Here is a 26,854-nt window from a genome sequence, read left to right as displayed (position 1 = left end):
CTCTTCGTCGTCTCTTCGCTTTCAGTCGCTCTGGCCGTCAGCGGCATTGGTTGGTTTGTCAGACGCGGAAGAACGACGGCATATAGGCCTGGCGGGCACAGTTCCACTCTTGCATGAAGGACACAAGAGGGGTGTTCGATGTTGAAGGGGGGAGACGGAATCAGTGCCACCACATGAGCATGATGAAGCCGATGAAGGAGATTCCGGCGCCGATGGCCAGGTTCCAAGCCCCTACGGCCGGGATGGGGTACAGGCCGGTGATGTAGTAGACGACCACCCATAGTAGGCCCAGGATCAGGAGGAAGCTGAAGGCGGGGACGAACCAACGGGGGTTGGCGTGGGTCTCTCCGATGGCCTTCTCCACGCGTTTGGTCTGGTCTTCCTGGCGACGCATGATCTTTTCCATCTGAGGGGTCATGTTCTCGTCGCTGATGCCTTCCTGCAGACGCTTGACGGCCTCTTCCACGGCTTCGGGGTTTTCGGGCTTGAACTCGTACTTTTTCTTGTTGGAGCGGCCTAGGAGGGAGGGCTTGCCGGAGTTCTTGCGTGAGTCTTTGCCCGCGGTCTCGTCCTTGTCTTCCGCCTCTTCCGCCTCCTTCGTATCCGCTTTATCCTCGTCGTCGGCTTCGGCCGCTTCGCCTGTTTCGTCGGACTCTTCGGTTTCTTCGGCTTCGCTGGCTTGATCGGCCGCTTCCGTCGTTTCCGTCGTATCGGTCGTTTCTTCCTCGGCCTTGTCTACGGTCTCATCCTCTGTCTGCTCAGCCGCATCAGAAGCAGTCTGATCCTTGAGGGTCTCGTTTGTCTGCTCTTCGTCTGCCATTGTTCTCCTTAGGGCCATCCGCGAGATTATCCGGAAGTCTCACACAAAATTCCAGAAGCCATTCTACTGGTTATGCTGGAAGAAAAGGGCCTGTCCGGGCCGGATAGACACCTGCATATAAAATGGTTCCCAACGATAGATAGGGGCGTCGGGCATGGCATTTTTCTCAAGGAGACAGCCCTCCTCCCAGAGGGTGCATTCGCACAGGGACCAGACTCCCTGGTACATGACCTTGGTCACCATCGTAATTTTCTCCCTCGTCGGATGGCTCTTCTTCATCAACGTCGATTCCAACTCCTCCTATGATCCCAGCACCAACACCGAAGGGCTCCTGGCCAAGCGGGGGCAGACGGTGAACGCCCTCACCAACGACGTGAAATCTTTGACCAACCAGATCGACGTCCTCAAAAAGAACCTGGCCTCCGATGTGAACGCCTCGTCCGAAGCCAACGCCAATTCCAACTCGACCCAAACGGTCCTGCCCGCCTTGCAAGGGCCGGGGGTCACCGTCACCCTCAATGACTCCCCTTTGTGGAGCCAACATGTGAGGGGCAACGCCGGCACTACGGATAACGCCAATGATTACGTGGTCCATCAGCAGGACATCGAGGCCGTGGTCAACGCTTTGTGGGCCGGGGGAGCGGAAGCCATGACCATCCAGGGGCAGAGGGTCAACGCCTCCACGAGCGTGCGCTGCGTCGGCAACGTCCTTCTGATCGAAGGCAAACAGTTCGCCCCTCCTTATACCATCAGCGCCATCGGGGACCCTGACCAGCTCATGGTCTCCCTCAACTCTTCGCCCGCCATCCGCACTTATTTGGAGTATGTTGAGGCGGATGGTCTGGGATATTCGGCCAAGAAAGTGAAATCTTTGCGTTTCGCGAAGACGTCCATGACCACGCAGACCCTGAAATACGCGTCCACCGTGGGAAATAAGGGCGAGTGAAAGCGGCAAGCAGGAGGACGGGCATGAGCTTCGAAAGTGAAAGGAACGGGGGTAGAGGGATGAAAGGACGGCATTCTCAGGCGGAAAAACGGAGGAGCCACCGGCCGCGGCAGAAGCGAAAGAGCACGGCCCGCAAGGTCGTGGGCGGGGTGATCGGTTCCATCGGCGAGATCCTCTTGGTCGTCGCCGTAGTCATCGCCCTGTATGTGGTCTGGCAGCTCTGGTGGACGGGCGTGGTCTCCCAACAGACCCAGGAGCAGGACGCCCAGGCCTATACCTCTTCCTGGACCTCGGCCAAACAAGCCGGCTCCTATAAGGTGGCCCCCGCCCACGAAGCCGCTACGGCCCCGGTGGAAAGCGGGTCCTACATCCGCGGGAGCGTCATAGCGAAGATCTACATCCCCCGGTTCGGGGCTCGCTGGGCGAGGAACGTCGTCGAAGGCACCAGCCAGGAGGACCTGAACCTACATGGGCTTGGCCATTACGAGACCTCGCAGAAAGCGGGGGCCGTGGGCAATTTCGCGGCCGCGGGCCACCGGGCCGGGTATGGCGAACCCCTGGCCCATGTGGATGAATTCAAGACCGGGGACAAGATCATCGTGCGGACCGCCCACTATTGGTACGTCTATGATTACACCAGTCATGAAATAGTCACCCCCGACCAGGCGGAAGTGGTGGCCCCCGTGCCCCACCAAGCCGGCCAGACCCCGACTCAGCGGCTCATCACACTGACCACCTGCGAGCCTCGTTACAGCACGGCCACCCACCGGTGGGTCTCTTACGGGAAGCTGTCTTCTTGGTCCAACGTGTCCGAAGGCATCCCAGCCGCCTTGGCCGGGAAAGACGCCAATGGCCAGGTTACTTTCAGCCAGGAGGAGAAGCCCAGCCTGACCACCTCTTTTGCCGCCTTGCCGGACACGGGCAAGATCGCCTTGATCGCCTTCCTGGCCTACACCGTGACTTACCTGGCCGCTGCTTTCTCCCTGCGATACGGGGCTTTGCGCGCACATCTGCGGACCCCGGCCGAAGACCGCCCTCTTTTCAGCCTCTTCAGCTGGATCAACCGTCTGCAACCCGGCCCTGCGGCCATCCGGGCGGTCCTGCTCATCCTCCTGGTGGTGGGCCTGGTCGCCGCCCTCTTCCAATGGGGCTACCCTTGGGCGGCGGCGAACATCCCCTATCTGAGGTTCTCGTCCAATTACGTATCGGTGAATTAAGCCGGTCCGGCGGAGCCTGGGCTCACGGATTGTTCCCTGACCCTGAGCCGCCCCCGCTTCCTGAGCCTGACGAGGAACCGCTGGACCCGGAGTTTCCGCTCCCGCCGCCGGGGGTGTCGCTGGGGGAGGGTGAGCTGGCCGGCTCGGTGGTGATCACAACCGGGCTGTTGGCCGGGACGGACGTCCCTTGCGCCGAATCCCATGATTTGCCGTTGATCGTCACCGATTTCACCGGGTCGGAAGCGCTCCCGTGAACGCTCACCGAGGTGAAGCCGGCGTTGGTGAAGGTCTTTTTCACGCTTTGCCCGTTGGTGGAGCTCAGGTCGTCAGAGGAGGAAGGCACCGAAACCTGCTTGGGGCCGGTGGACACGTAGACCGTAATCGTCGATCCCTGGGAGACCGTGGTCCCCTCGGCCGGGTCGACCCGGGTCACGCTTCCCGAAGGGACCGTCTCCGATTCCTCCTGCATGATGTTGGTGCTGAACCCCTTGCGGTTCAAGGTCTTGACCACGCTGGCCTGGCTTTTGCCCACCAAGCCCGAGGGGACGGTGGTCTGTCCGGTGGAGATGTAAAGGATGACCGAGGTCCCTTCCGCCTGCTGGGTGCCGGCGGCCGGGTCGGTCCTGATGACCATGTCTTTGGCCACGGTGTCCGAATTCTCGGTGGAGGTCTGGGTGATGGTGAAGCCGGCCTTGGTCAGGACTTCGCGGGCCCGGGTCTGGCTGAGGCCGGAGACGTCGGGGACGGTCCCGGATTTGGGGCCGGTGGAGAACCAGACGCGCACGGTCGATCCTTTCTTCAGCTTGGTGCCTCCCCGGGGGTCTTGCTTGGTGAAGGTGCCTTTGGCGGCGCTGGAATCGTTGTCATCCACGGCTTGGAACTTGAGGCCGGCGGATTCCACAGCTTCCTTGGCGGCCGTACGGGACATGCTGGTCTCGATGGTCGGCACGCTGACCAGCTGGCTTTGGGAGTTGAAGTAATACCAGAGGCCGAACATGACCCCAGCCAAGGCCAGAAGGCCGATGATGGCGGCGATGGCGATTTTCTTGTTCCGTCTCTTCTTCTGGGCGGCCTCTTCTTCCTGCCGGCGCAGGGCCCGGGGCCGGTCGTCTTCCGACTGGCCGTCTTCCAGGACAGCCATGGCGCCTGTCTCCGGTTGGATGGCAGCCGGCAGGGCCGAGGTCGCTTCCAGAGGTTGGTCGGAGGAACCGGGCAGAGGCATGTCGACCGGGGCGACGGCGGTTTGGGTCTGGGCCTGGGCGGAGGAGTCCTTGGCAAGGTCGGACAAGGGGGAGGCGACGGCCGCCATGGGAACGCCTCCATGGGCCATGGTGATGATGTCTTGGCGGAAAGTGGCCGCGTCGTCATAACGGGTGGACGTGTCCTTGCTCATGGCCCGAGCCGCGATGGCGTCCCACCGCTTATCCAGCCCCGGAACCAGGGTGCTGGGCGGGGTGGCCGTTTCGGATACATGCTGATAGGCGATGGCCACAGCCGAGTCCCCGGTGAAAGGAGGCTTGCCGGTCAGCATCTCATAGAGGACGCAGCCGGCCGAATAGATGTCGGACTTGGTCCCCACCTGCTCGCCCCGGGCCTGCTCGGGGCTCAGGTACTGGGCCGTGCCCACCACCCCCTGATTCTGGGTCATGGTGGCCGAGGAATCGTCCAGGGCCCGGGCGATGCCGAAATCCATCACCTTGACCGTGCCTTGGTCGCTGATCATGATGTTTCCGGGCTTGATATCCCGGTGGATGATCCCCATCCTGTGGGAGTAATCCAAGGCGTTGAGAACCCCGATCATCACCTGTTCGGCGTCCTGGGGGCTCAAAGAGCCGGACAGCTTGATGATATCCCTCAGGGTGCGGCCTTTGATGTATTCCATGACGATGTAAGGCACCCGGACCTGCCGGCCGGCCGCGTCCTGCAGGAGTTCCTCGCCGGAGTCGTAGATGGAGACGATGTTGGGATTGTTCAGCTGGGCCACCGCCCGGGCCTCGCGGCGGAAGCGGGTCAGGAAGATCTTGTCTTCGGCCAGGTCGGACCTCATGATTTTGATGGCCACCGTGCGGCCCAGACGGGTGTCGGTGCCGATGTGCACCTGGGCCATGCCGCCGTGGCCGATCAGCTCGCCGACGGTGTAGCGGCCTCCTGCCAAGGATTGGGGGATAAACATACTCATTGCGCACCTTCCCTTTCTGTCAGCCTGTCCGCGTCTTCAGTGTCTTTCCTCAGGCCATTCGCAGGGGCTGAGCCGGGTTCCAGCTGGGCCCGGTCGACGACGGTGTTTTCGTATTGGTCCACGATGGTCCCATCGCGCAGCATAAGGTAGCGGGGGATCACGAAATCGCTCTTGGTCGTGCGGGGAATCAAGCCGTTGGTTAACTGGGTGAACTCCCCCGTGGCTTCGTGGGCCTCTTCGTCCAGGAGGCGGCGTTCGATCTTCCCCAGGCTGCGGGCCACGTCCAGGGCCGTCTTGGGGCGGTCATGGGGGTCTTTGGCCAGCATGCGCATCACGTAGTCCCGCAGTTCCTTGTCGATCGTGTCGGGCATGGGGGGGACGGGCGAATTCACGTGGGCGGCCGCAATGTCCACCGGGGTCCGGCCGGTGAAAGGCCGGTGGCCGCAGAGGCCTTCATAAGCCACCACGCCCAAGGAGTAGATGTCGGATTGGGGGGTGGCCGGGTCGCCTTGGGCCTGTTCCGGGGAGATGTATTGGGCCGTGCCCACCACCATGCCGTCCTGGGTGATCTGCCCCTGGTCGGTGGATCGGGAGACCCCGAAATCGGTGATCTTCACTTCGCCTTCGTGGGAGACCATGACGTTGGCCGGCTTCACGTCGCGGTGGATGACCCCGTGGCTGTGGGCCACGTAGAGCCCCCGGGCGGTCTGGATGAGGACGGGCAGGAGCCGGGTGGGCTTGATGGCCCCCCGGGCCTTGTAGATGTCGGACAGGGAGGGGCTGGGGATGTATTCCATGATGATGTAGCCGATCCCGTCGTTCTCGTAATACTCGAACAAGGCGGCGATGTTGGGGTGAGCCAGATTGGCCGAATTATGCGCTTCGATGCGCAGACGTTGCAGCTTGGAATCCTCTTCGGACAGGTCGCTGCGCAAGGCCTTGATGGCCACGGGCCGGCGCAGCTCGATGTCGTACCCTTTCCAGACTTCGCCCATGCCCCCTTGGGCCAGGCGGCGGTCCAGCCGGTAACGGCGGTGGATCAGTTGTCCTTCTACAAGTCTCATTTCAGGTAGGCCTCCATCATCTGTTTCATGATAGGCCCGGCGGACAGGGCGCCAAAATCGCCGGCATTGGCGACCAGGACGGAGATGGCGATCTTGGGGTTGTCGGCCGGGGCGAAGCCGCTCACCCAGGCGTTGATGGAGGAGTTGTTGACCCCCACCTGGGCGGTCCCGGTCTTGGCGGCCACGGAGATCCCGGGGATGGTCAGGTTCGTGCTTTCCTTGGTGACGACCCCTTGCATCATGGTGGTCAAGGTGTCCGCGGTCTTGGTCGAGAAGCCTTCGGACATGGTGGTGGTGGAACGTTCCGAAATGATGGACAGGTCGCTGGAACGGACCCGGTCCACCAGGGTGGGATGGAGCATGACGCCTTTGTTGGCCACGGTGGCGGCGATCATGGCGTTGAGCAGGGGGGTCTCCAGGGTGTCCCCCTGACCGATGGAGGCGAGGGCCAGGCGGTCGTCGCCGGTGACGTCGGGGAAGACCGCGGGGACGGACCGCATGGGGGTGCCGCCCGTCTCGGTGCCATCGATGGTGATGGAGGAGCCGAAGCCCAGTTTCTTGGCCTCAGAGGCCACGGCGTCCTTGCCCAAGGCGATGGCCAGTTGGGCGAAGGCCGTGTTGGAGGAATAAGCCAGGGCGTCGGCCAGGGAGATCTTGCCCCCGACCCCGTCCGCCGAGGGGGTGGCGTTGATCAGTTTGGTCGAAGTGTTGGGCAGGGTGAAGGAGGAGCCGGCCGGGATCTGGGAGTCCATGGTGTATTTGCCGCTTTCCAGGGCGGCGGCGGCCACGACGATCTTGAAGGTGGAGCCCGGGGCGTACAGCTGCCGGGTGGCCTTGTTGATGATGGGGCTGGTGGACCCTGCGGCCAGGCGGTTCCAAGCCTCGTTGGCGCTTCCCCCGTTGTGGCTGGCCAGGAGGTTGGGGTTGTAGCTGGGGGTGCTCACCATGGCCAGGATGCGGCCGGTGGAAGGTTCGATGGCCACGACGGCCCCGGACCGGCCTTGCAGGAGCTGGTAGGCCAGGTTCTGCAGCTTGGGGTTGATGGAGGTCTCCACGATGGCCCCCCGGTTGGCCTGGCCTTCGATCAGGGCCTTGAGCCGGCCCAGCCAGAGGCTGTCGCTCATCCCGCTCAGCTGTTGGTTCCGGCTGGCTTCCACCCCGTACCGGGCCCTTTGGGTGACGGAGAAGAAACCGGTGATGGGGGCGTAGACCTCTCCCGCCGGGTACTGGCGTTGGTATTGGTAGGCGTCTTTGACCTTGACCGACTGGGCCAGGACGGTCTCCCCGTCCCCGGCCAGGATGGGGCCGCGGTCGGTGGCGAATTCGCTGTATAAGGCGCGGGAATTGCGGGAATCGGCGTTGAGCCGGTTGGAGAAGACCACCGTCATGAGGCTGCTGGAGATGCCCAGGATCACGATGAGGGCGATGACGATGTTGAAAATCCGGCGAAGATTATTGTTCATCCGCTCTCACCTCCGTGAATTCGTTCGTGGTCCCGTCCTGGGCGATGACCTCGGTCTCGCTTCCGGCTTCTGCCTGCTCAACCTCCGGGCCTGTCTCGGCCGGGCCATCCTGGGCGTCGGGCCGGGGGACCTGATGGGTGGCGACCAAAGGCAAGGCCTGGGTGGGTCGGCTGTCTTCCGTGGCGTCGATGACCTTGGGGGAGTGGGCTCCTTGCGATTTGAGGTCCTCTTCCCGCTGAGCCCGCAAGGCTTCCTCCCGCTCCCGCCTGCGCTCGTTGGCCTGCAGGGCCTGGAGGGCCTCCATGGCCACGGTGTCGGACATTTTGTCCTGTGGGGGTTTGTGGGCGTCGTTGGAGATGACCAGGACCAGGAAGATGAGGAGCATGTTGGCGGTCAGGCTGGACCCGCCGGCGGCCATGAAAGGCAAGGTCAGGCCGGTCATGGGGATGACCAGGGTGATCCCCCCGACCACGATGAAGACCTGGAAGGCCATGGTGAAGACCAGGCCGGAGATGAGCAGTTTGCCGAAGCCGTCCTTGATCCGCATGGCGGTGACGATCCCGGCGCAGATGATGATCAGGTAAAGGCAGAGGATGCCCAGCAGGCCGACCAGGCCCAGCTCCTCGCCCAAGGAGGAGTAGATGAAGTCGGAATTGGCCATGGGGGTCAGGGCCGGGTATCCGTGGCCCAGGCCGGTGCCGAAGGCCCCCCCGGCGGCCAGGCCGAAGATGCCGGTCACCAGCTGTTCGGACCCGCCCGGTGCCCCGTAGACGGCCGGGTCGAAGGGGTGGAGCCAGCCGGTGATGCGGTTCTGCACATGCCCGAAAAGCCTGCTGGCTATGAAGGCGGACAGGGCGAAAAAGATGAGGCCGATGAGGATCCAGCTGGAATGGCCGGTGGCCACGTAAAGCATGCAGATGAACATGGCGAAGAAAAGCAGGGCCGTGCCCAGGTCCCTCTGCATGACCAGGACCCCCATGCAGGCGGCCCAGACCACCAGGATGGGGCCGAAGTCGCGCAGGCGGGGGAAGCGCAGGCCTAGGAACTTCTTGCCTCCCACGGCCAATTGGTCCCTATGGTCGAAGAGGTAGCCGGCGAAGAAGATGGCGATGAAAAGCTTGGCGAATTCGGCCGGCTGCACCGTGCGGGAGCCGAAGCCGATCCAGATGCGGGCTCCGTTGATGGTCTTGCCCAGGCCCGGGACCAGGGGGGAGAACATGAGCAGGAGACCGATGACCATGCTGGTATAGGTGAATTTGCGCAGGATCCGGTAGTTGCGCAGGGCCGCGGCCAGGCAGGAGCAGAGGACCAGGGCCAGGATCAGCCAGACGATCTGGTTCATCCCCGCCTTGGTCGGCCCGCTGCCCAGGAAGCGGTCTTCGCTGTCGATGCGGACGATCTCGGTTATCCCGGTCAAGGCCAGCAAGAGGACGCAGAAGAAGATGATGTGCGAGGCGTACTTCTGCCTGATGGCCAGGACGATCCAAGAGGCGACGATCACCAGCAGGAGGAGGCCGAAGGCGACCAGGTAGTTGTGGGGGATGGTCCCCTCGGTCCGCATGAACATCTGGAAGAGGCCCAAGGCGGAGATGAGGATGACGAAAAGCAGCCAGAAGAACTGTTTGACTCGATTGACGATCATTTCAGCCCTCCTATGACTTGCTCGTTGACTTTGACGAAGGGGATCGCTTGCCGGAAGGCGAGGGGGAGGCCGTCGTCTTCTTGGATTGGTTGGCCTTGTTGGCCTTTGCTTCCTTTTCGATCGGTTTGATGTGGTCGTAAGCCGCCGCCAGGGAATCCACAGAAATCCCTCTTTCCAGTTGGTCCTGCCAGGCGGAAGGCAGGTCGGACACCTGGATGTCCGTCTTCTCTTCCACCCGGGACAGGCTGAAACCGAAGATGTTGGTAGGCACGCCCCGGTAGATGGCGACCACCCCATCCGCTTCGCCCAGATAATAACGCTGTTGGAACCACCGGTAGGTTCCCATGGCCCCCAAGGCGAGGGCGGCGATGAGAAGCAGGGTCCCCAAGGCCTTGCCGGTTCGGGTGACGACCTTGTGTTTATGGGCCTTCCGGGCCGCCTTGCTGGCCTCCACTCTGACCGCTTCCTTGACCTGAGGGTCATGGGGGTCGTCGGATAGAATCCCGTTCGCCTTCTGGACTATGGGGATTTCGCCCGTTTCTGGCACGGCCCCTTCCTCATGGGCGCTGTGGGGGAGGGTGATTTGCAGGACCTTATCCGCAGGGCTTCCCTTTGACCCTTCCGTCTTTGATTCGCGGCTTCTCTCGTTTCCTTCCGCCGCACCGGACCCCGCTGAGGATGAAGAGGATGAAGAACCGGAGTCGGCGTGAGGCCTTGTGTGCGCTAAGGCCGCCGCCCGGGAAGCGGGGGAGTCTTCATTCTCCCGCAAAGGAGGGGCGATGGCCACCGGGGAATCGATGATGTCCGCTATGGGCTGGGGGGCCTTGCTGGCCGCCCCTCCCAATAGGGGGACTTGGTGGGGTCGGGTGGCGTCTTCGCTGTTGGCCGCCTGATGGGCCTCCACGATGGCTATGGTCACGTTGTCGGTGCTGCCGGCCTTCAAAGCCATGGAGACCAGTTTCTGCGCGCATTTCTGCAGGTCCGGGGTCCCCAGGAGGACCTCGCGGATGGTGGCGTCCTCCAAGACCCCGCACAGGCCGTCGGAACAGAGCATCCACCGGTCGCCGGGCAGGGCGGTGCGGATGGAGACATCAGGCCGGGGGTCGATGTCGAAATCGCCCAGGACCCGCATGACCACGTTGCGCTGGGAGTGGCTTTTCGCCTGTTCGGGGGTGATCCGGCCGGTATCCACCAAGTGTTGCACGTAGCTGTGGTCTTTGGTGCCGCGGATGAGTTTTCCCTCCCGCAAGAGGTAGGCCCGAGAGTCGCCGATATGGGCCAGGACCCAGAAATCGTCGACCATTCGCAAGGCCACGACGGTGGTCCCCATGCCGGCCAGCTTGCGTTCGCGTTTGGCCTTGCCCACGATGGCGTCGTGGGCGGCGATGATGGAGGTGACCATCATGTCCGCCATGCCATTGGGGTTGACCCCGGTTACCCCTTCGATGTGGGCCAGGGACCGGATGGCGATGGTGGAGGCCGTGTCGCCTCCCGCGTGCCCGCCCATGCCGTCGCACACGGTCACCAGATGCTCCCCGGCGAAGGAGGAGTCTTGGTTGTCGTGCCGCACGTAGCCGATGTCGGATACGGTGCTGGAACTCAGGATGAGGGGTAACGATGCCATGGGACGCTGGTCTCCTATCTCAACTCGAAGGTCGTTCCGCCAATGCGGACGGGCACTCCGGAGGGGAGGATGACCGGTTGAGTCATGCGCATGCCGTCGACCACGGTCCCGTTGGTGGAGCCGAGGTCTTCGATGGCCCATCGGCCGCTGGTGGGGTCGATGTAGACTCGGGCATGGTGGGAGGAGGCGAATTCGTCTTTGAGGATGACGGTGTTGTCAGGGGCCCGGCCGATGGTGATCGGCTGGGAGCCCAAAGTATACGTGGTACCCGAGAGGGGCCCGTCGATGATGGTGAGGACGCTGGCCTTGCGCACGGGGGTTGGCCCGTTGGCAGCCGGGGCCGTCGTCCGGCTGGTGGACCGGGGCCCGGATTCGTCATAAGGCATGCTGGGGGTCACCGGCCGATCGGGGGTGGGCGCGGCGCCGGCGCCCATGTCCTGGCCGGCGTTGGAACCCGCTCGCGGCAAGGATTGGGACGACTTGTTCCGCTCGGCGCGTTTGCGGGGCGCCGGACTCATCTGTGCCACGTCCTTGCGCAGGGACTGAATGGCCAGGAAGACGAATATCCACAAGAGGATGAGGAACCCGTACTTCATCACGGCGAAGGTTAAATCTGTCATCATAAGGGCCTTGTGTGGGAGCCTGTACCGCCTAAAGGCCTACTGCTGCACCTGGGAGGAAGCCCAGAAGAGGATGCGGGTGCGGCCAATGGTGATGGTGTTTCCATCCACCAGTGTAGCAGCCGGCACCTGATGCCCTTCCACGAAGGTCCCGTTGGTGGACCCCATGTCGCGGGCGATCACCCCTTTGTCGGTGATGTCGATCTCCAGATGGTGACGGGAGATGCCGGGGTCGTCGATGACGATGTCGCAGTTGGACCCGCGGCCGATGACGGTCTTGTCGGCCGTCAGCAGGTACTGGCGCCCGTTGATTTCCAGAATCGGGCAATCCTTGTTGTCGCTGTCGGTGGTCACCGGGGCGGCGTTCCCCTGCACGGATTCGCTGGTCAGTTTGTAGTCGCCCCGGGCCAGGTTCAAGTCCTCCTCGAAGATGACCACGACCGATCCCACGAAGGCGTAATGCTGGCTTTCGGCGTATTTGGTCAGATTGTCGGCCAGCTCGTTGGCCAGGGTCTCGGACCCCCACTGTTCGATATGGTCGAAGTCGGGGGTGGACAGTTTGAACCGGTATTCATTGGGGGCCACGGTCCTGTCTCCGCGCACGGCCATGGCCTGGGAGTCGATTTCGCGTTCCAAGGCGCTGGAAAGGTCTACCGGCTGCAGGTCCTTGGAGCCAAACTTGGAGAATACGCCGTTGACGGCGCCTCCGATGCTTTTTTCGAATTTGTCGAGAAAGCCCATCATAGTCCTTCCTGGTCGCACAGACGCACTGCGCGCTGACCGATGGTGACGGGGAATAGGGCCCACTGACTCCATCGGTCTGCCTACGCATACGTCTACATCCTAAAAACAAAAGGATTCACTGCCCCTTATACAGGGGAAATTATTGCAAAGTCTTTTCTTCTGAACCCTCCCTATCCCCTTCTTCTTGCGATTCTTTTACTTTTCCCTCCCGTGATCCCGGAAAGGCAGGAGGAATTGCGGCTTATAATCCGTTGAAAGATTGCCCGGGCTGACGGACGATAATCCGCATGGACTCTGACGACAAACTGCGCAAAAGAAGGGCTCTGGGGGACGCCTTGCGGCGTTTGCGCGCCAATCGTCGGCTCAGCCAGGAGGATTTGGCCTTGGAGGCCGCGGTCGACCGCTCTTATCTGGGCAGGATCGAACGTGGGGAGGCGGCCATGAGCGTGGACAAGATCTGGCAGATCTGTCAGGCCCTGGAGGTCAGCCCCGTGGAGCTTTTCACCCAGGCCATGGCCCAGGAGAAGCTTTTGCGGGACAAGGAAGGCCTGCGCGACAAAGAGAATAAAAAGAGAAGGAGACGGCCAGGCGCCGGCCTGGCAGGTTCGCAAAATCAAGGAAAACCGGTAAAATAGCCTCATGATCGACTCCCCTTCCCCCTGGTTCCCCTTCATGGCTCTGGCTCAGGCCCAGGCCCGGGCGGCCGGCCTGGCAGGGGACGTCCCAGTCGGGGCCGTTCTGGTGGACCCGCAAGGGAAGGTCCTGGCCCAAAGCGGCAATGGCCGGCAAAGGGGAAAGGGGCCTTTGTCCCACGCCGAAATCGAAGTCATGCAGGCCGGGGCCGCCGCCTGGGGGAGCTGGAATCTGGAGGGCTGCACCCTGGTGGTCACCCTGGAACCCTGCCCCATGTGCGCCGGGGCCGCGGTCAGCGCCCATCTGGGCCGCATCGTCTTCGGAGCCTGGGATCAGAAGATGGGGGCCTGCGGGTCGGTCTGGGACATCCCCCGGGACCCTCATATCGGCTTCCAGCCCGAAGTCGTCGGGGGAGTGGGGGAGGCGGAATGCCAGAGCCTGCTGACGAATTTCTTTCGCGCTCGCAGAGCCACGCCCGAGTGATGAAACTAAGCCTGTTTTCTTCCTCATTTTGGTTATAGTTGGTAGACATCGGACCGGTGATGGATCCCGGTAAAAAGATAACTGAAATAAAGTAATCCACCGGCTCGGCCGGAAGCGATCACCAAGGAAAGCGATGCCCGATGACAAACTGCCGTCATGAAGCCATGGTCAAGACCTATGATTCCCGATCCGTCATGGGATCCCCTTTGCACACCATCTATATGGAGAACGGCGGGATCAGCGTGGTGCTGGTCTCCCGGGAGAACAACCTGCCCCATCTGGTCCACTGGGGGGAGCCCCTGTCCAACCCGGACACGGCCGTCAACCTTTATGACGCCCTGCACCCCCAGAGGGTCTCGGGGAACTTGGACAAGACCCCCTTCCCCAGCATCATGCCGGTCCAGGCCGAGGCCTGGTCGGGCCGCTCCCGTTTCGTGGTCCGCCGCGCTGGGGTGGAGCTCTTCTGCAAGTTCGAGATGGTCAGTTTCACCACCGACCTGGAAGGGGAGACCGTGGACGGCCTGTCCGACCAGGCCCGGCGCCTGACCGGGATGACGGACGAGAGGATCCGTCTGGCCCAGGACAACAACCCCACCTACCCCCATCAGGGCCTGGTCCCCCGGGTGGTGGCCGTCGGCCAGGACAAAGAGCAGGGCGTGGAGCTTGTCTGGGAGCTGCAGGTCCTGAATTCCGGCCTGGTCAGACAGAAGGCCACGGTCAGGAATCTGGCCTCCGATTCCGTCCTGTCCGTGCAGATGGTGGAGCTGGGGTTCCCCCTGCCCGCTGTGGCCACCGAAGTCATGACCACCACCGGCCATCATCTGCGCGAGCGGTCCCCCCAAAGGCAGAAGCTGACCAAAGGCCGGTATGAGAAAAATTGTGTCATGGGCCGACCCGATTTCGACGCCACCTTGCTCATGAGCGTGGGTACGGCCGGTTTCGGTTTCGAGGAAGGGGATGTCTGGTCCGCCCATGTGGGCTGGTCCGGCAACAGCACCCTGTCCGTGGATTCCACTCCTTTCTCCCTGCCCTTGCTTGGCGGAGGCGAATTCCTCTTCGGGGGCGAAGCCGATCTGGACGAAGACGGGGCTTACACCACCCCCTGGGTCTACGGCTCTTACGGGCGTGGCCTCAATCAGGTGGCCCAACGCTTCCATCACCTGCAACGCGAGCTGCACCCCAACCTGCGGACCAAGCCCCGCCCGGTCATCCTCAACACCTGGGAGGCCGTCTATTTCAATCATTCCTTCGAGGCCCTCAAGGCCTTGGCCGACCATGCCCAGGAATGCGGGGTGGAACGTTTCGTGGTGGATGACGGCTGGTTCGGTTCCCGCCGCAGCGAGACTTCCGGCCTGGGGGACTGGCAGGTCTCCCGAGAGGTCTGGCCTCAGGGCCTGGGGCCTCTGGCCGATTACGTGCATAGCCTGGGCATGGAGTTCGGTCTCTGGTTCGAGCCGGAGATGGTCAACCCCAACTCCGAGGTGGCCAGGGCGCATCCTGACTGGATGCTGGGACCCACTCACAGCCGCCTGGCCCTGGAAGGACGATTCCAGCAGGCGATCGATCTGACCAATGACGAAGTGCTCTCTTACATCTTCAAAGCCATGGACTCCCTGGTCGGGGAAGTGGGGATCGACTACATCAAGTGGGACCACAACAAGATGGTTACCGAAGCCGTCTCCCGCAAATCGGGGCTCCCGGCCGTCCACCGGCAGACCGAAGCGGTCTATGCCATCTTCGACGCCTTGAAGCTGAGGCATCCGGGTCTGGAGATCGAATCCTGCAGCTCCGGCGGCGGCCGGGTGGATATGGGCATCCTTTCACGCTGCGATCGCATCTGGGCCTCCGACTGCGTGGACCCGGTGGAAAGGGCCAGCATCCAGCCTTACACCTCCCTTCTGGTTGCCCCGGAGATGATCGGCGAACACATCGGGGCCTCCCCGGCCCATACCACTTTGCGTTCCGCCTCCTTGCAGATGCGGGCCGCCATGTCCTTCTTCGGCCATATGGGGGTGGAGTGGGACCTCAACAAGGTCGACAAACACCAGCGGGCGGAGTTGACTTCCTGGATCGACGAGTACAAGAAGGCCCGGGTCAAGGTGGGAGGGGGGTCCTTGTTCCATTCCGACGTGAACGACGAGGCCGTCAGATTGGACGGGGCCATGACCGAAGACCAGTCCTTCGGCTATTTCCGCTTCACCCAGGTGACCACGTCCCCCAATTACCCGGTCCAGCCTGTCCGTCTGCCCGGCCTGGACCTCCATGCCTCTTACCGGATCCGTCCCCTCAAGCCCTGCGAAGACCTGACCGGCATCGGCAACGGCCAGAGCCCTCTGTATTGGTGGACTTCCGCGGGCGTGGTCCTGGATGCCTGGTCCTTGATGAATTTCGGGGTCCGGCCTCCTCAGCTTTACCCGGCCCAGGCCGTCATCTTCACCGTCGAACGTGTCTGACCGGCGCCTTATCTGGTTGACTGGCCGGTAGCCTGACCTGGCTGACTGGCCGGCCGCTTTCTCCGCCGTCTGGCCGGGCTCATTCGCCCGGCCGTTTGATCACCGATTGGGAGATCACCCGGGCGGCCCCGCTCAGGGACCAGCGTTCCCATTCGTTCTGCAGGATCTCGAAGTTCACTTCCCCCGCCCGGCTGTGCCGGTAGCGGGCGATACCGTTTCTGATGGATTCCAGGGAGGTCAGGGTCAGCTGGGCCGATTCTCCCCCGATCAGGATTTTCTGAGGCATGACCAGGTTGGCTATGGTGGCGATGAAGGCCCCCACCCGGAAGCAGGTCAGGTTCATCAGTTGCTGGGCGATGGGGTTGCCGGCGTCCAGGTCGCGTTTGAAGCTGTCGAAGGTCTCCGGCTCCCGCATGAGGTTGGTGTATTGGACGGCCATGGAGGTGGTGGTCAGGCATTGGGAGCAGCCTTTGTGGCCGGCGTAACAGGTGGGTCCTTCCGGGTCCACCAGGATGTGGCTGGCCAGGCCGTAGCTTTTGTCCGGATAGTCGACTTCCCGCCCGTTCTCGCACAAGGAGTAGCCGATTCCCAGGCCGATGGTGAGCATGGCGAAACGGTCCACGTTTCGTCCGGCCCCGAACCAGGATTCGTAGATCAGGAGGGAATCCAGGTCGTTGAAGATGGCCGTCGGTATCTGGCAGGCTTTGGAGATCATGTCGGCCAGGTTGACGGCCCCGTTCCATTGAAGGAAGGGGGCGGCGGTGACGGTGTTGCCCGAGGTCACGTGCCCACCGACGGTCACCCCGATGGCGCTGGGGAAGGGCAGGCCCTGCCGTTTGACCGTGTACAGGATCTGGTCCACCCCGTCGGCGATGGTCTGGGTGACCATGTCGGGCCTGTTGTCCACGTAATGCAGGGTGATGTGGGGGGCCAGGGCCTGGCACATGGCGTTGGTCAGGACCAGGACGCATTCGTGTGTCCGCACGTTGACCCCGATGTAGGTGCGGGCTGCGGCATTGATGCTCAAGGCGGTCTGGGGCCGGCCCCGGTTGGCCGGGTTCTTCAGGCCGCTGGGCTCCTCCCGGGGGCCTTCCTCTCTGAGGATCTCGGCTTCGATGAGACTGTTGGTGATCTTGGACAGGGTCCCCTGGGAGAGGCGGTGGGTGACGGCCAGCTGGGAGCGGGACAGGGGGCCGTGCTTCATGATATCGGTAACGATGGCATGCGTGTTTTCCGACCGATTAAACCATAAAGGGATGCGGCGGACGGAGAAAATAGTTTCCACGAAAACCAAATTACCACTGTTTACTTTCTTAGGCCAGCAAACATGCCGCTAAATCGAATATAAAGGACAAAAAATTATAATGGAAGGGATAAAGGTTGAGTCTTCCGCCGGTGAGGCAGCCGGTGGGGATTGGACCGGAGAGCCACTCAAAGGAGTCATGATGAGAAATGGCACCCTGACAGTGAAGAAATATCTGGGAAAACTGGTCGCTCTGGTCGCGACTGTCGCCCTGGCGGGTTCTTTGGCCGCCTGCGGCACGTCCAATTCGCGGACCGTCACCTTGGATTTCTTCCAGTTTAAGGCGGAGGCCGCTTCCTGGTTCACCGCGAAGTCGCGTGAATTCGAGAAACTGCATCCGAACATCACAATCAACATCAACAACACGGCCAACGCCCAGACCGATATGCGCACCCGCCTGGTCAAAGGCCGCGTCCCTGACGTCATCACCCTCAACGGCGACATTTCCTATGGCATGTTCGCCTTTTCCGGGGTCTACCACAATTGGGAAGGCGACCCCATCACCAAGAAACTCAACCCCGGCATGCTGAACATCTCCCGCAGCCTGGTGCAGACCACCGACGCCTCCAAGAAGAAGCTTTACGCCCTTCCTTACGCGGGCAACGCCTCCGGTTACATCATCAACGTGGACCTGTGGAAGAAGGCCGGCCTTGACCCCTCCAACCCTCCCCAGACCTGGGATTCCTTCCTCGCCGCCTTGAAGAAGCTCAAGGCTGCCGGCATCACCCCGGTCGAGGCCTCCTGGGCCGACACCTGGACCCTTCAGGCCCCCCTGGCCTCCCTGGCCGGGACCATGGTCCCCCTGAGCAAGTACACGGACCTGAAGAAGGGCACGACCAGCTTCAGCAAGATCTGGACGGACGTCGCCCGGAAAGAGTACCAGCTCTACACCTACGCCCAGCCCACCAAAGGCATCACCTATCAGCAGGCCACCCAGGACTTCGCCAAAGGCAAGGCCGGCATCCTGCCCTTGGGCACTTACGCCATCCCGCAAGTGACTTCGGTCAACAAGAAGATCAACCTGCGCTTCGCCAACATGCCCGCCACCAACGACGCCAAGGCCCAGAAGCTGACCGCCGGCGATGACGTGCTCATCACCATGGGGGCCAACACCAGGCATGAGAAGGAAGCCCGCATGTTCATCGAGTTCCTCCTGAACGAGAAGAACGTGGCCGAATACGCCAAGGCCCAATACGCCTTCACCCCCCTGAAGAACACCGAGGCCGGCGGCAGGGAGATCGCCTCCGTCCTGCCCTTCTTCAAGTCCGGTCGCATCGTGGACTTCTGCGATCACTCGATTCCTTCATCCATCAACCTAGCCGGCTTCCTGCAGACCCTAGTCTCCACGGGCAACACCAAGCGGTTCACCGATTCCATGCAGACTGAATGGGATAAGGTGCAAGTCAGGAACTTCGAGTAGGAGATATAAGAATGACATCCGCCACATCGTCCCCGCGCCGGGTCTCCCAGGCCTCCAGCGCGCCGAAGAAACTCAAGTTCGACCGCACCTATTACTGGATGACGGTCCCTGCGGCGATTATCTTCGCCTTTTTCCTTTACCTGCCCTTCGTGCAGGGCGTCCTTTACTCCTTCACTAATTCCCAAGGCTTCGGCTCCTATAAGTGGATCGGTTTCAAGAACTACGGGGCGCTTTTCCAGGACAGCCGCGTCTGGCATGCTTATGGATTCTCCATCTTCATCGCCGTCGTCTGCTCGATCCTGATCAACCTGATCGCCATGTTCCTGGCGGTCTTGCTCAACTCCCGCATCGCCTTCAAGAACGGCTTCCGGGCCATCTTCTTCATCCCTTACACCCTGGCCGTTTTGGTCATCGGCTACGTCTTCAAGTACATCTTCATGGTTCCCCTGCCCGCCTTGGGTCAGGCCTTGCACATCGGATGGCTGAGCGAGTCCATGATCACCAACGCCCACCTGGCCTGGGTCCCCATCGTCTTCCTGACAGTCTGGCAGTCCGTGGCTTACAACACCCTGCTCTATTTAGCCGGTCTGCAGACCATCGACCAGGAGGTCTACGAGGCCGCCGAGATCGACGGGGCCAACGCCTGGCAGGGCTTCTGGCAGATCACCTTCCCCTTGTTGGGACCTTTCGTGACCATCAACGCCGTCCTCTCCCTGAAGAACACTCTGGGGGCCTTCGACCAGATTGTCGCTTTGACCGGCGGCGGCCCTGATTCGGCCACCGAGACGGTCTCCTACCTGATCTACAACAACGGTCTTACCGGCGGTGAGTACGCCTACCAGACTGCGGATGCAGTCATCTACTTCATCCTCCTGGCCATCATCGCCTTCATCCAATTGAAGTTCTTCTCTAAGAGGGAGCAGATCTGATGAGTGACGTCACAGAAAAGAAATCAAGCAAGAGCCCTGTCGGCTCCATGGGCCGCCAAGGCCATAACGTGGGCGCCGCCAAGCGCTACGATGCCGAGCATGAGAAGATCAAGCTCTCCAAGCAGAACCGGGTCAGCTGGCCTTTGACCATCCTGGCCGCCATCTTCTCCCTGACCATCCTGGTCCCGCTCTACTTCGCCATCGTGTCCTCCTTGAAGGACAACGCCAGCATCGGCGGATTCGAGCTGCCGACCAAGTGGAACTGGGACAACTACGCCCAGGCCTGGAACATGGTCAACTACCCCCGCGCCGCCTGGACCACCCTGATCATCACCGTCTTCGCGACCGTGCTGACCCTCCTGTCCAACACCTTCGTGGCCTACGCCATCGCCCGTAATATGGACCGTCCTTTCTTCAAGTTCCTCTATTACTTCTTCGTGGCGGCCATGTTCGTGCCTTTCACCGTAATCATGCTTCCTCTGGCCCGCCAGATGGGCATGCTCCACCTGGATAACCAGCTGGGTCTGATCATCCTTTACACGGTCCTGGGCCTGGGCACCAATCTCTTCATCGGGATCGGCTTCATCCGGTCCATCCCCATTTCCCTGGAGGAGGCCGCCCGCATGGACGGCGCTTCCACCTGGCGCGTCTTCTGGACCATCATCTTCCCCTTGATGGGCCCCATCAACGCCACCATCGCCATCATGACCGTGCTCTGGGTCTGGAACGACTTCATGTTGCCTTTGATCATCCTGACCAACCAGCAGGACTCCACCATCCAGCTCTCCCAGTACGTCTTCTCCTCCCAGTTCGCCACCAACTACCCGGTCGCCTTCGCCTCCTACCTCATGGCCATGGCCCCGGTGCTGATCGTTTACATCTTCGCTCAGCGTTGGGTCGTATCCGGAGTCATGCGAGGCGCCGTCAAGTAAGGCGAGCAAAGCGTATGTCCGGCTTGAACATAAGCCAAGCATAAGCATAAGCCGGTCCGGCTTGGAACATCGGGGACGTCCTTCGGGACGTCCCCTTCCCTTTCCCGCTATCATGGGAAGATAAGCGATAAGAACGTTCAAAGGAGAAAAAATGACAGATTTCAACCGCCCCCGCGTCCCCGACCAAGTGCGCACCAACGCCCCTGTGGCGGCTCCCGCGGCCGCGCCTTCCGGGGCATCTTCGGACGCCTCTGGGGAGTCCTCGGCCCCCCAAGGCAACCATAACCCCTGGTGGGCCAACGCCGTGGTCTATCAGATCTACCCCCGCTCCTTCCAGGACACCAATGGGGACGGCTGCGGGGACCTGCCCGGCATCACCTCCCGGTTGGATTATCTGGCTGACCTGGGGGTGGATGTCCTCTGGCTTTCCCCGGTTTACAAGTCCCCCCAGGATGACAACGGTTATGACATCTCCGATTACCAGGACATCGACCCCATGTTCGGGACTCTGTCCGATATGGACCGGTTGCTGGCCGAAGCCCATCAACGGGGGCTGAAAGTGGTCATGGACCTGGTGGTCAACCATACGTCCGACGAACACGCCTGGTTCCAGGCCTCTCGCGACCCGCAAGACCCTCATGCCGACTGGTATTGGTGGCGGCCGGCCAAGGAGGGGCATGAGCCCGGCACCCCGGGGGCGGAGCCCAACAGTTGGGGGTCCTACTTCGGCGGCTCGGCTTGGGAGTATGACCCCCAGCGGGGCGAATACTACTTCCATCAGTTCTCCAAGAAGCAGCCGGATTTGAACTGGGAGAACCCGCGGATGCGGCAGGCCGTGTACGCCATGATGAATTGGTGGCTGGACCGGGGGATCGATGGCTTCCGCATGGACGTGATCACCCTCATCTCCAAGCATGTGGACGCGGATGGGGAGCTGCCCGGAGTCGGCCGCTCCACCATGTCCGCGGGGCCGGTCGGCCCGGAGGGTTATTCCAACCCGGGGCCGCTGTGTCAGGACGGCCCTCGGCTGGATGAGTTCCTGCAAGAGATGCACCGCGAGGTTTTCGACGGCCGCCATGGTTACATGACGGTAGGCGAGGCCCCTGGAATCAGCCCGGTCCGGGACGAGTTCATCACCAATCCGGCCAACCACGAGCTGGACATGCTGTTCCTGTTCGAGCACACGGACATCGACCATGGCCCGGAAAGCAAGTGGGATGTGGTCCCTTGGAAGTTGACCGACCTCAAGAAGACCTTGGGCCGTCACCAGCGGGCTGTGGCCCAGGCCGGCTGGGCCAGCCTATTCTTCGACAACCATGACCAGCCCCGGTCCGTCTCCCGTTGGGGGGATACCAGCACCGACCGGCTGCGGGTCCTGTCCGCCAAGGCCCTGGCCTTGCTCATGCATATGCACCGGGGGACCCCTTATATTTACCAGGGGGAGGAACTGGGCATGACCAACGCCGGTTTCACCCGCTTGGACCAGTACCGAGACCTGGAATCCATCAATCTTTACCATCAGCGGGTGGACCAGGCGGGGGTCGTCAGCGGCGAGAGGATGCTGGCCGGCTTGGCCGCCATGAGCAGGGACAATTCCCGCACCCCCATGCAGTGGGATGACGGCAAGTACGCGGGTTTCACCGCTGAATACGCCCCCCGCGAGCCGTGGATCCCCGTCAATCCCAATAAAGACCAAATCAATGCGGCCAGCCAGGTGCGCGATCCCGATTCCGTCTTCTCCTTCTACCAGCGGCTCATCGAGCTCCGCCACAGTGACGTTCTGGTGTCCGCAGGGGAATGGGACCTGCTGGATCCGGAGGACGAACAGGTGTACGCTTTCACTCGCAGCCTGCCCGCGGAGCAGGCGGCGGGAATCAAAGAGGCCGAAGGGCATAAGCTCCTGGTCGTCGTCAACGCCTCTTCCCGGCCGGCGAAGGTCCCGGCTCAGACGCGGGCCCTGCTGGGAGGCCACGCCGGGGCTGACCAGATCCTCCTGTCCACTTATAAGGAGGAGGAGACGACGGCCTCCCTGCTCATCGGCAAGCTATCCCCGTGGGAGGCCTTCGTCTATCGGCTTTAGGGTATACATTATTTATACTTATTTATAGATGAGTTATATATAAACTCGCCTGGATCAGGGCCGGACTGCGAAATCGGTGACGACCATAGTTGAGTCAAGCTTCTTCCCTAGTCCATGCAGGGGGATGGTCTTCTCCATCTTCTCGGTTTTCAGATCGACGATGTGTATGGTGAGGTCTCGTTCGGGGGAGTCTGCGTCCTCTTCCAAAATAGCCGCACGATCATCACTGAACGCGAGGTGATACTGGGAGGACCTTCCTCGTCTTTTCCCTTCGTATAAATCCGCGTTCACGATGGTTGTGGTTCCTGTCCTTATGTCTGTTTTCAGGAGACGCCATCGCCATGCAGCCAGTTGAGGAAGCGTCCGCGCAAGGAAAGAGGCACTTGGCGCGAGTAGATGAATTTCGCATAGGGCGAGGCAAAGGCTGTTTTATTCGGGTTCAGCAGGGGAAGGGATTTCCACCGCCGATGGCGGGTATCGATGATTTCCACCGTCTGGGCGATTTCCACGCCGGTCTCATCTTTCTGTTTCACTCTCAGCAGACTTTCGCTCTCTTTTCCTCCCAATGGTTTGACCTCGCTTAAAATCGGATGTGAACCCAGGAAGCCGGCCTCATCTCCGGAGCATGAGGCGTTGGTGACCGGGCTGCCAGCCTCACTGAGAGGAGCCTGGCGTATAAGGATGCGGGAGAGGGAGAAGCGTTTGTTTCGCACGGTCCGGTCGAGCTGGTTGTATCCGCGACCATCGGGGTTCTTTCCATCGGAGATGTTGTAAACGTCATTTCCATAGGCGAAGGTGGTGCCGTATTGGCGATGGGATCGTAACGATGGGGATCGGCCACGGGTTGAAATGATGATTTGCTCGTTGTAATCCATTCCCTTTCCCGTGAATCTCCCGTTGTAGATCCCGACCGTGGTGGATTCATCAGCGAGGGTAGCCAGGCCGTCTTCCACATTCGGTTTGGGGACGCTCCGTCTTTGGGGTTTCGCTTGGTCGGTGAGCCGATAATCCGCATAGCGGTCGGAATAGAAGAGGCCACGCTTTGTCCACGATAGTTTTCCGCTGTCCATCTGCGCGTGTTTGTGGATGACGTAACCCCCATCTTCCTTCACCAGAACCGTATAGGCAGAGGGGAATGGCTTGCCGCTTGTCCATTCAGGGCTGGCGAAGAGGGCGAATCGGTAAGTCTCGATTTTGATGGAGAAGAAAGAGATGAAAGGTTTCCCCTTGATGTTCGACTGGAGGGCTGCAAGAGGCTAAGGCTGGCGGAATCAGAGTAAGAGGCAGCAATCGCGTCAGGATTTCCTTAAAGCGTGATTTCAGCATTTCCCCGTGATTCCTGAATCTTCTTCATAATTGGCGTCTTCGCCAACCTTTCCGTCCTTTGCATAAGCGTCTTTACCTATGCTTCCCAAGGATGATTTTAGGATAACAGAGATGTGTGCTATTGGCAAATGCCTGCGTTTCCCCCAGTCCTTCCACGACTCTTTCCTTGTATCCCTTGTGTCCCCGTACCTTTGTTCACGGATCGGCGACTATTCGTGTGGCGAGCCGAGAGGAGGAAAGAAACAAAACCTTGTTTGCTTTTTTGCTGATAGAATAGAGGGGAAATATGTTTTTTGCATATGAAAGTTGCTTTTCGACAATAAATGGGAGGGAATAAAGATGTTCTCTGATCTTGGCAAACATATGGGTCGCAAAGGGGCGGCCTTGACCGCGCTTGCGGTTTTCCTGGCGGCGACGGTCATCCCCTTGGTGGCGTGCGCCATATCTCTGGCAGTAGATGTGTATTCCGTGCCGGGCTTGGTCCTGGTTCTCTATTCGTCCCTGGTCGGGGCCATGGCCTTGGTCGTCACCTTCAAATATCCGCGATGGTCCACAATCGTCTATTTGTTCCTGCTGGATGTTCTCTGCATAGCGGTGATCAATGAAATCATCTGGTTTTTCGTCAGCCGTTCCATGGCTGAAGGCGGCATCCTCCTCATGGACCTCGTTCCCAGCCTGGTCTTCCTCCTGGTGGGGTCCGGTTTGGCCTGCGCCTTAAGGGCCGTGTGGGCCCTGACCGGTCAGGATGAGTCCGCCGAGGACGGTTCCGGCAAGAAAGGCTTCGCGGCGGCCGGCAAGGTGTTGTCCGCTGCCTTCTCCACCGTTCGTACAGCCCCTGCGGTCTTCTTCGTCCTTTGGCTGATTCTGGTTCATCCGGCCACGTTCCTTGTCGCGCGGCGCTTCGAGGCCTTGACGAAATACGGGCCGCTCCAGCCGCTTCTGTACATCGGTCTGCCTCTGCTGGCGGTCTCTTCTTTGATCCTCATGGCCGTCCATCCTGATTCGCGCCTGTTCATGGTCCTCGCCTTCCTTTGCTCCCTCGTGGCCTTGGCAACCTACATCTACCCCGCGGGAGGAGACCCCGTCGTGGCTCCGTCCCTCTCTTTGTTGGCTTGCGTCCTCGGGGCCATTCTTGGGTCGGGGGTCCACCTGCTGGCTCACCGAGGCTCCGCCCCAGCGGGCAGATAGGGATTTCGTCTCCGAAATGTGGCATATTGCATAAAACGGTCCCCATTTTGAGACATGCCGTGTTTTTCTGCGTGTTAAAGTCAGAAGTGACGCAATTTACATCGTGGTGGGCGCCTCCCTGGCCAGGCTGCGCATTGATGGAGCAGGATTGGACGAGAAGCGGAGCGCATTCCGAAGCAATTGCCAGACAGCTATCCGGCTTTCCCATCGACGGGCGCCGGTTCAGTCAAGGAGGCCTGAATGAAAAACAAGGTGCAGCTGATCACCTATGCGAATCGCTTCGGGGAAGGGACGATACGATCTCTGACCGATGTGCTTCGCACCCGGTTCGATGGCGTTTATGAGGGGGTCCATATTCTCCCCTTCTTCACTCCTTTCGATGGGGCGGACGCCGGTTTTGACCCCATCGACCACACCAAGGTGGATCCTCGCTTGGGGACATGGGATGACATCGCCGAGCTTTCCAAGACGCACGACATCATGGTCGACGCCATCGTCAACCACATGTCGTGGGAATCCAAGCAATTCCAGGATGTCATGAAGAATGGCGAAGCCTCTCCCTACTATGGCATGTTCCTGACCATGTCCGCCGTCTTCCCCGACGGGGCCACGGAAGAGGATCTGGCAGGGATCTACCGTCCCCGTCCGGGTCTGCCTTTCACCCACTATAATTGGGGCGGCAAGACCCGCCTGGTCTGGACCACCTTCACTCCCCAGCAGGTGGACATCAACACGGATTCCATCGAGGGCTGGGACTACCTCATGTCCATCCTGGACCAGATGTCCCAGTCCCACGTCTCCTTCATCCGTCTGGACGCGGTTGGCTACGGAGCCAAACAGGCCAAGACGACCTGCTTCATGACCCCCAAGACCTTCGAGCTGATCGGCCGCATCAAGGAGGAGTCCGCCAAGCGTGGCATGGAGACCTTGATAGAAGTTCATTCCCATTACATGAAGCAGGTGGAGATCGCCGGCAAAGTGGATCGGGTCTACGATTTCGCCATCCCTGGCCTGCTCCTGCATGCTTTGACCACCGGCAAGACCGGCCCTCTGGCCCGGTGGATGGAAGTCCGCCCGGGGAACGCGGTCAACGTGCTTGATACCCATGACGGCATCGGCGTCATCGACATCGGCTCCGACCAGATGGATCGCTCCCTCAAAGGACTGGTCCCTGACGAGGAAGTGGACCAGCTGGTGGAGACCATCAAGGAGAACTCCCACGGCGAATCCGCAGCCGCCACCGGCGCCGCCGCCTCCAACCTGGACCTCTACCAGGTCAACTGCACCTATTACTCGGCCTTGGGCTGCGACGACCAAAAGTACATCGCCGCCCGCGCCGTCCAGTTCTTCATGCCCGGCGTCCCCCAGGTCTATTATGTGGGCGCCTTGGCCGGCGAGAACGATATGCAGTTGCTGAAGGAGACCAATGTCGGTCGTGACATCAACCGGCATTACTACAGCCTGGAGGAGATCGACCAGAATCTGGAGCGTCCAGTCGTCAAGGCCCTCAACGCCCTCTGTCGCTTCCGTAACGGCCTGGAAGCCTTTGACGGGGACTTCTCCTTCGCTCAGAACGGGGATTCCCTGACCTTCGCCTGGACCGGCAAGGAGACCGAAGCGACTTTGACCTTCACCCCGGCCCAGGGCGTCGGCAAGGACGAAGCTCCGGTCTGCTCTTTGCGGTGGAAGGATTCCGCTGGCGATCATAAGACAGATGACCTGATCGCCGAGCCTCCGGCCGTCGCCTGATTCGCGGCCCGAGGCGCGTCGCCCGGTGCCGCCGCCCGA

22 protein-coding genes are annotated in these 26,854 nt (G+C 61.2%); 11 read left to right on the top strand and 11 right to left on the bottom strand.

From position 1 onward, the window contains the following. Window positions 1–160: 160 nt before the first annotated feature. Complete coding sequence (locus PSDT_RS07570; RefSeq protein WP_006288503.1) at window positions 161–820, bottom strand: cell division protein CrgA; 660 nt, start codon at window positions 818–820, stop codon at window positions 161–163. A 154-nt stretch (window positions 821–974) separates the two neighbouring features. On the opposite strand from PSDT_RS07570, the gene PSDT_RS07565 reads away from it, so the two are divergent. Beyond that, window positions 975–1,766, top strand: a complete 792-nt coding sequence (locus PSDT_RS07565) for a DUF881 domain-containing protein (RefSeq protein ID WP_006288504.1) — start codon at window positions 975–977, stop codon at window positions 1,764–1,766. Between the two features lie 59 nt (window positions 1,767–1,825). Continuing rightward, complete coding sequence (locus PSDT_RS07560) at window positions 1,826–2,983, top strand: class E sortase (protein ID WP_006288506.1); 1,158 nt, start codon at window positions 1,826–1,828, stop codon at window positions 2,981–2,983. A 22-nt stretch (window positions 2,984–3,005) separates the two neighbouring features. Here the strand turns inward: PSDT_RS07560 and pknB are convergent, their stop codons facing one another. From pknB to PSDT_RS07525, 7 genes are read right to left on the bottom strand one after another with little or no spacing between them, the layout of a single operon-like run. After that, complete coding sequence (gene pknB, locus PSDT_RS07555) at window positions 3,006–5,162, bottom strand: Stk1 family PASTA domain-containing Ser/Thr kinase (RefSeq protein WP_006290018.1); 2,157 nt, start codon at window positions 5,160–5,162, stop codon at window positions 3,006–3,008. Continuing rightward, on the bottom strand, window positions 5,159–6,226 hold the full coding sequence (locus PSDT_RS07550; protein WP_006288508.1) for a serine/threonine-protein kinase: 1,068 nt from the start codon (window positions 6,224–6,226) through the stop codon (window positions 5,159–5,161). Before PSDT_RS07550 ends, pknB begins: the two co-directional genes overlap by 4 nt. Continuing rightward, window positions 6,223–7,689, bottom strand: coding sequence for a peptidoglycan D,D-transpeptidase FtsI family protein (locus PSDT_RS07545; RefSeq protein WP_006288509.1), 1,467 nt, complete (start codon window positions 7,687–7,689; stop codon window positions 6,223–6,225). Before PSDT_RS07545 ends, PSDT_RS07550 begins: the two co-directional genes overlap by 4 nt. Continuing rightward, window positions 7,679–9,331, bottom strand: a complete 1,653-nt coding sequence (locus tag PSDT_RS07540) for an FtsW/RodA/SpoVE family cell cycle protein (RefSeq protein WP_006288510.1) — start codon at window positions 9,329–9,331, stop codon at window positions 7,679–7,681. Before PSDT_RS07540 ends, PSDT_RS07545 begins: the two co-directional genes overlap by 11 nt. A 10-nt stretch (window positions 9,332–9,341) precedes the next feature. Further along, the gene (locus PSDT_RS07535) at window positions 9,342–10,955 is read right to left on the bottom strand and encodes a BofC C-terminal domain-containing protein (RefSeq protein WP_006290019.1); all 1,614 of its coding nucleotides are present in this window, start codon (window positions 10,953–10,955) and stop codon (window positions 9,342–9,344) included. Between the two features lie 14 nt (window positions 10,956–10,969). Beyond that, the gene (locus PSDT_RS07530) at window positions 10,970–11,575 is read right to left on the bottom strand and encodes an FHA domain-containing protein FhaB/FipA (protein ID WP_006288512.1); all 606 of its coding nucleotides are present in this window, start codon (window positions 11,573–11,575) and stop codon (window positions 10,970–10,972) included. Between the two features lie 39 nt (window positions 11,576–11,614). After that, entirely contained in the window at window positions 11,615–12,316 is a 702-nt protein-coding gene (locus tag PSDT_RS07525) for an FhaA domain-containing protein (protein ID WP_006291094.1), read from the bottom strand. Window positions 12,317–12,606: 290 nt separating this feature from the next. On the opposite strand from PSDT_RS07525, the gene PSDT_RS07520 reads away from it, so the two are divergent. The 3 genes from PSDT_RS07520 to PSDT_RS07510 all read left to right on the top strand — a co-directional run bounded on the left by PSDT_RS07520 (window position 12,607) and on the right by PSDT_RS07510 (window position 15,888). Beyond that, the gene (locus tag PSDT_RS07520; protein WP_006288514.1) at window positions 12,607–12,954 is read left to right on the top strand and encodes a helix-turn-helix domain-containing protein; all 348 of its coding nucleotides are present in this window, start codon (window positions 12,607–12,609) and stop codon (window positions 12,952–12,954) included. 4 nt (window positions 12,955–12,958) lie between these two features. Then, window positions 12,959–13,435 carry a nucleoside deaminase gene (locus tag PSDT_RS07515; RefSeq protein WP_006288518.1) on the top strand — a complete coding sequence of 159 codons (477 nt, stop codon included), beginning with the start codon at window positions 12,959–12,961 and terminating at the stop codon, window positions 13,433–13,435. 140 nt (window positions 13,436–13,575) lie between these two features. Further along, the gene (locus PSDT_RS07510) at window positions 13,576–15,888 is read left to right on the top strand and encodes an alpha-galactosidase (RefSeq protein WP_006288519.1); all 2,313 of its coding nucleotides are present in this window, start codon (window positions 13,576–13,578) and stop codon (window positions 15,886–15,888) included. Window positions 15,889–15,967: 79 nt separating this feature from the next. On the opposite strand, the gene PSDT_RS07505 is transcribed toward PSDT_RS07510, so the two are convergent. After that, entirely contained in the window at window positions 15,968–17,173 is a 1,206-nt protein-coding gene (locus PSDT_RS07505) for an ROK family protein (protein WP_223293512.1), read from the bottom strand. 157 nt (window positions 17,174–17,330) lie between these two features. Here PSDT_RS07505 and PSDT_RS07500 point away from each other — a divergent pair, with 157 nt between their 5' ends. From PSDT_RS07500 to PSDT_RS07485, 4 genes are all read left to right on the top strand, one after another. Further along, window positions 17,331–18,611, top strand: coding sequence for an ABC transporter substrate-binding protein (locus tag PSDT_RS07500; protein WP_006288521.1), 1,281 nt, complete (start codon window positions 17,331–17,333; stop codon window positions 18,609–18,611). 11 nt (window positions 18,612–18,622) lie between these two features. After that, complete coding sequence (locus PSDT_RS07495; RefSeq protein WP_006288522.1) at window positions 18,623–19,540, top strand: carbohydrate ABC transporter permease; 918 nt, start codon at window positions 18,623–18,625, stop codon at window positions 19,538–19,540. 47 nt (window positions 19,541–19,587) lie between these two features. Continuing rightward, a complete protein-coding gene (locus PSDT_RS07490; protein WP_006288523.1) occupies window positions 19,588–20,472 on the top strand; it encodes a carbohydrate ABC transporter permease in 885 nt (294 codons plus the stop codon). A 151-nt stretch (window positions 20,473–20,623) separates the two neighbouring features. Beyond that, window positions 20,624–22,552, top strand: coding sequence for a glycoside hydrolase family 13 protein (locus PSDT_RS07485; protein WP_006288524.1), 1,929 nt, complete (start codon window positions 20,624–20,626; stop codon window positions 22,550–22,552). 54 nt (window positions 22,553–22,606) lie between these two features. On the opposite strand, the gene PSDT_RS08620 is transcribed toward PSDT_RS07485, so the two are convergent. Continuing rightward, the gene (locus PSDT_RS08620) at window positions 22,607–22,759 is read right to left on the bottom strand and encodes a hypothetical protein (protein WP_223293513.1); all 153 of its coding nucleotides are present in this window, start codon (window positions 22,757–22,759) and stop codon (window positions 22,607–22,609) included. Between the two features lie 116 nt (window positions 22,760–22,875). After that, complete coding sequence (locus PSDT_RS07475) at window positions 22,876–23,664, bottom strand: hypothetical protein (RefSeq protein ID WP_006288526.1); 789 nt, start codon at window positions 23,662–23,664, stop codon at window positions 22,876–22,878. 553 nt (window positions 23,665–24,217) lie between these two features. On the opposite strand from PSDT_RS07475, the gene PSDT_RS07470 reads away from it, so the two are divergent. Together PSDT_RS07470 and gtfA are read left to right on the top strand one after the other, a co-directional pair. After that, a complete protein-coding gene (locus PSDT_RS07470) occupies window positions 24,218–25,066 on the top strand; it encodes a LuxR family transcriptional regulator (RefSeq protein ID WP_223293514.1) in 849 nt (282 codons plus the stop codon). 240 nt (window positions 25,067–25,306) lie between these two features. Next, the gene (gene gtfA / locus PSDT_RS07465; protein WP_006288528.1) at window positions 25,307–26,815 is read left to right on the top strand and encodes a sucrose phosphorylase; all 1,509 of its coding nucleotides are present in this window, start codon (window positions 25,307–25,309) and stop codon (window positions 26,813–26,815) included. Window positions 26,816–26,854: the final 39 nt, after the last annotated feature.

The organism is Parascardovia denticolens DSM 10105 = JCM 12538 (assembly GCF_001042675.1).
In the GTDB taxonomy this organism is placed as follows: domain Bacteria; phylum Actinomycetota; class Actinomycetes; order Actinomycetales; family Bifidobacteriaceae; genus Scardovia; species Scardovia denticolens.
Note: the sequence above shows the minus strand (reverse complement) of the source record. Positions and strands in the feature narration are given on the sequence as shown.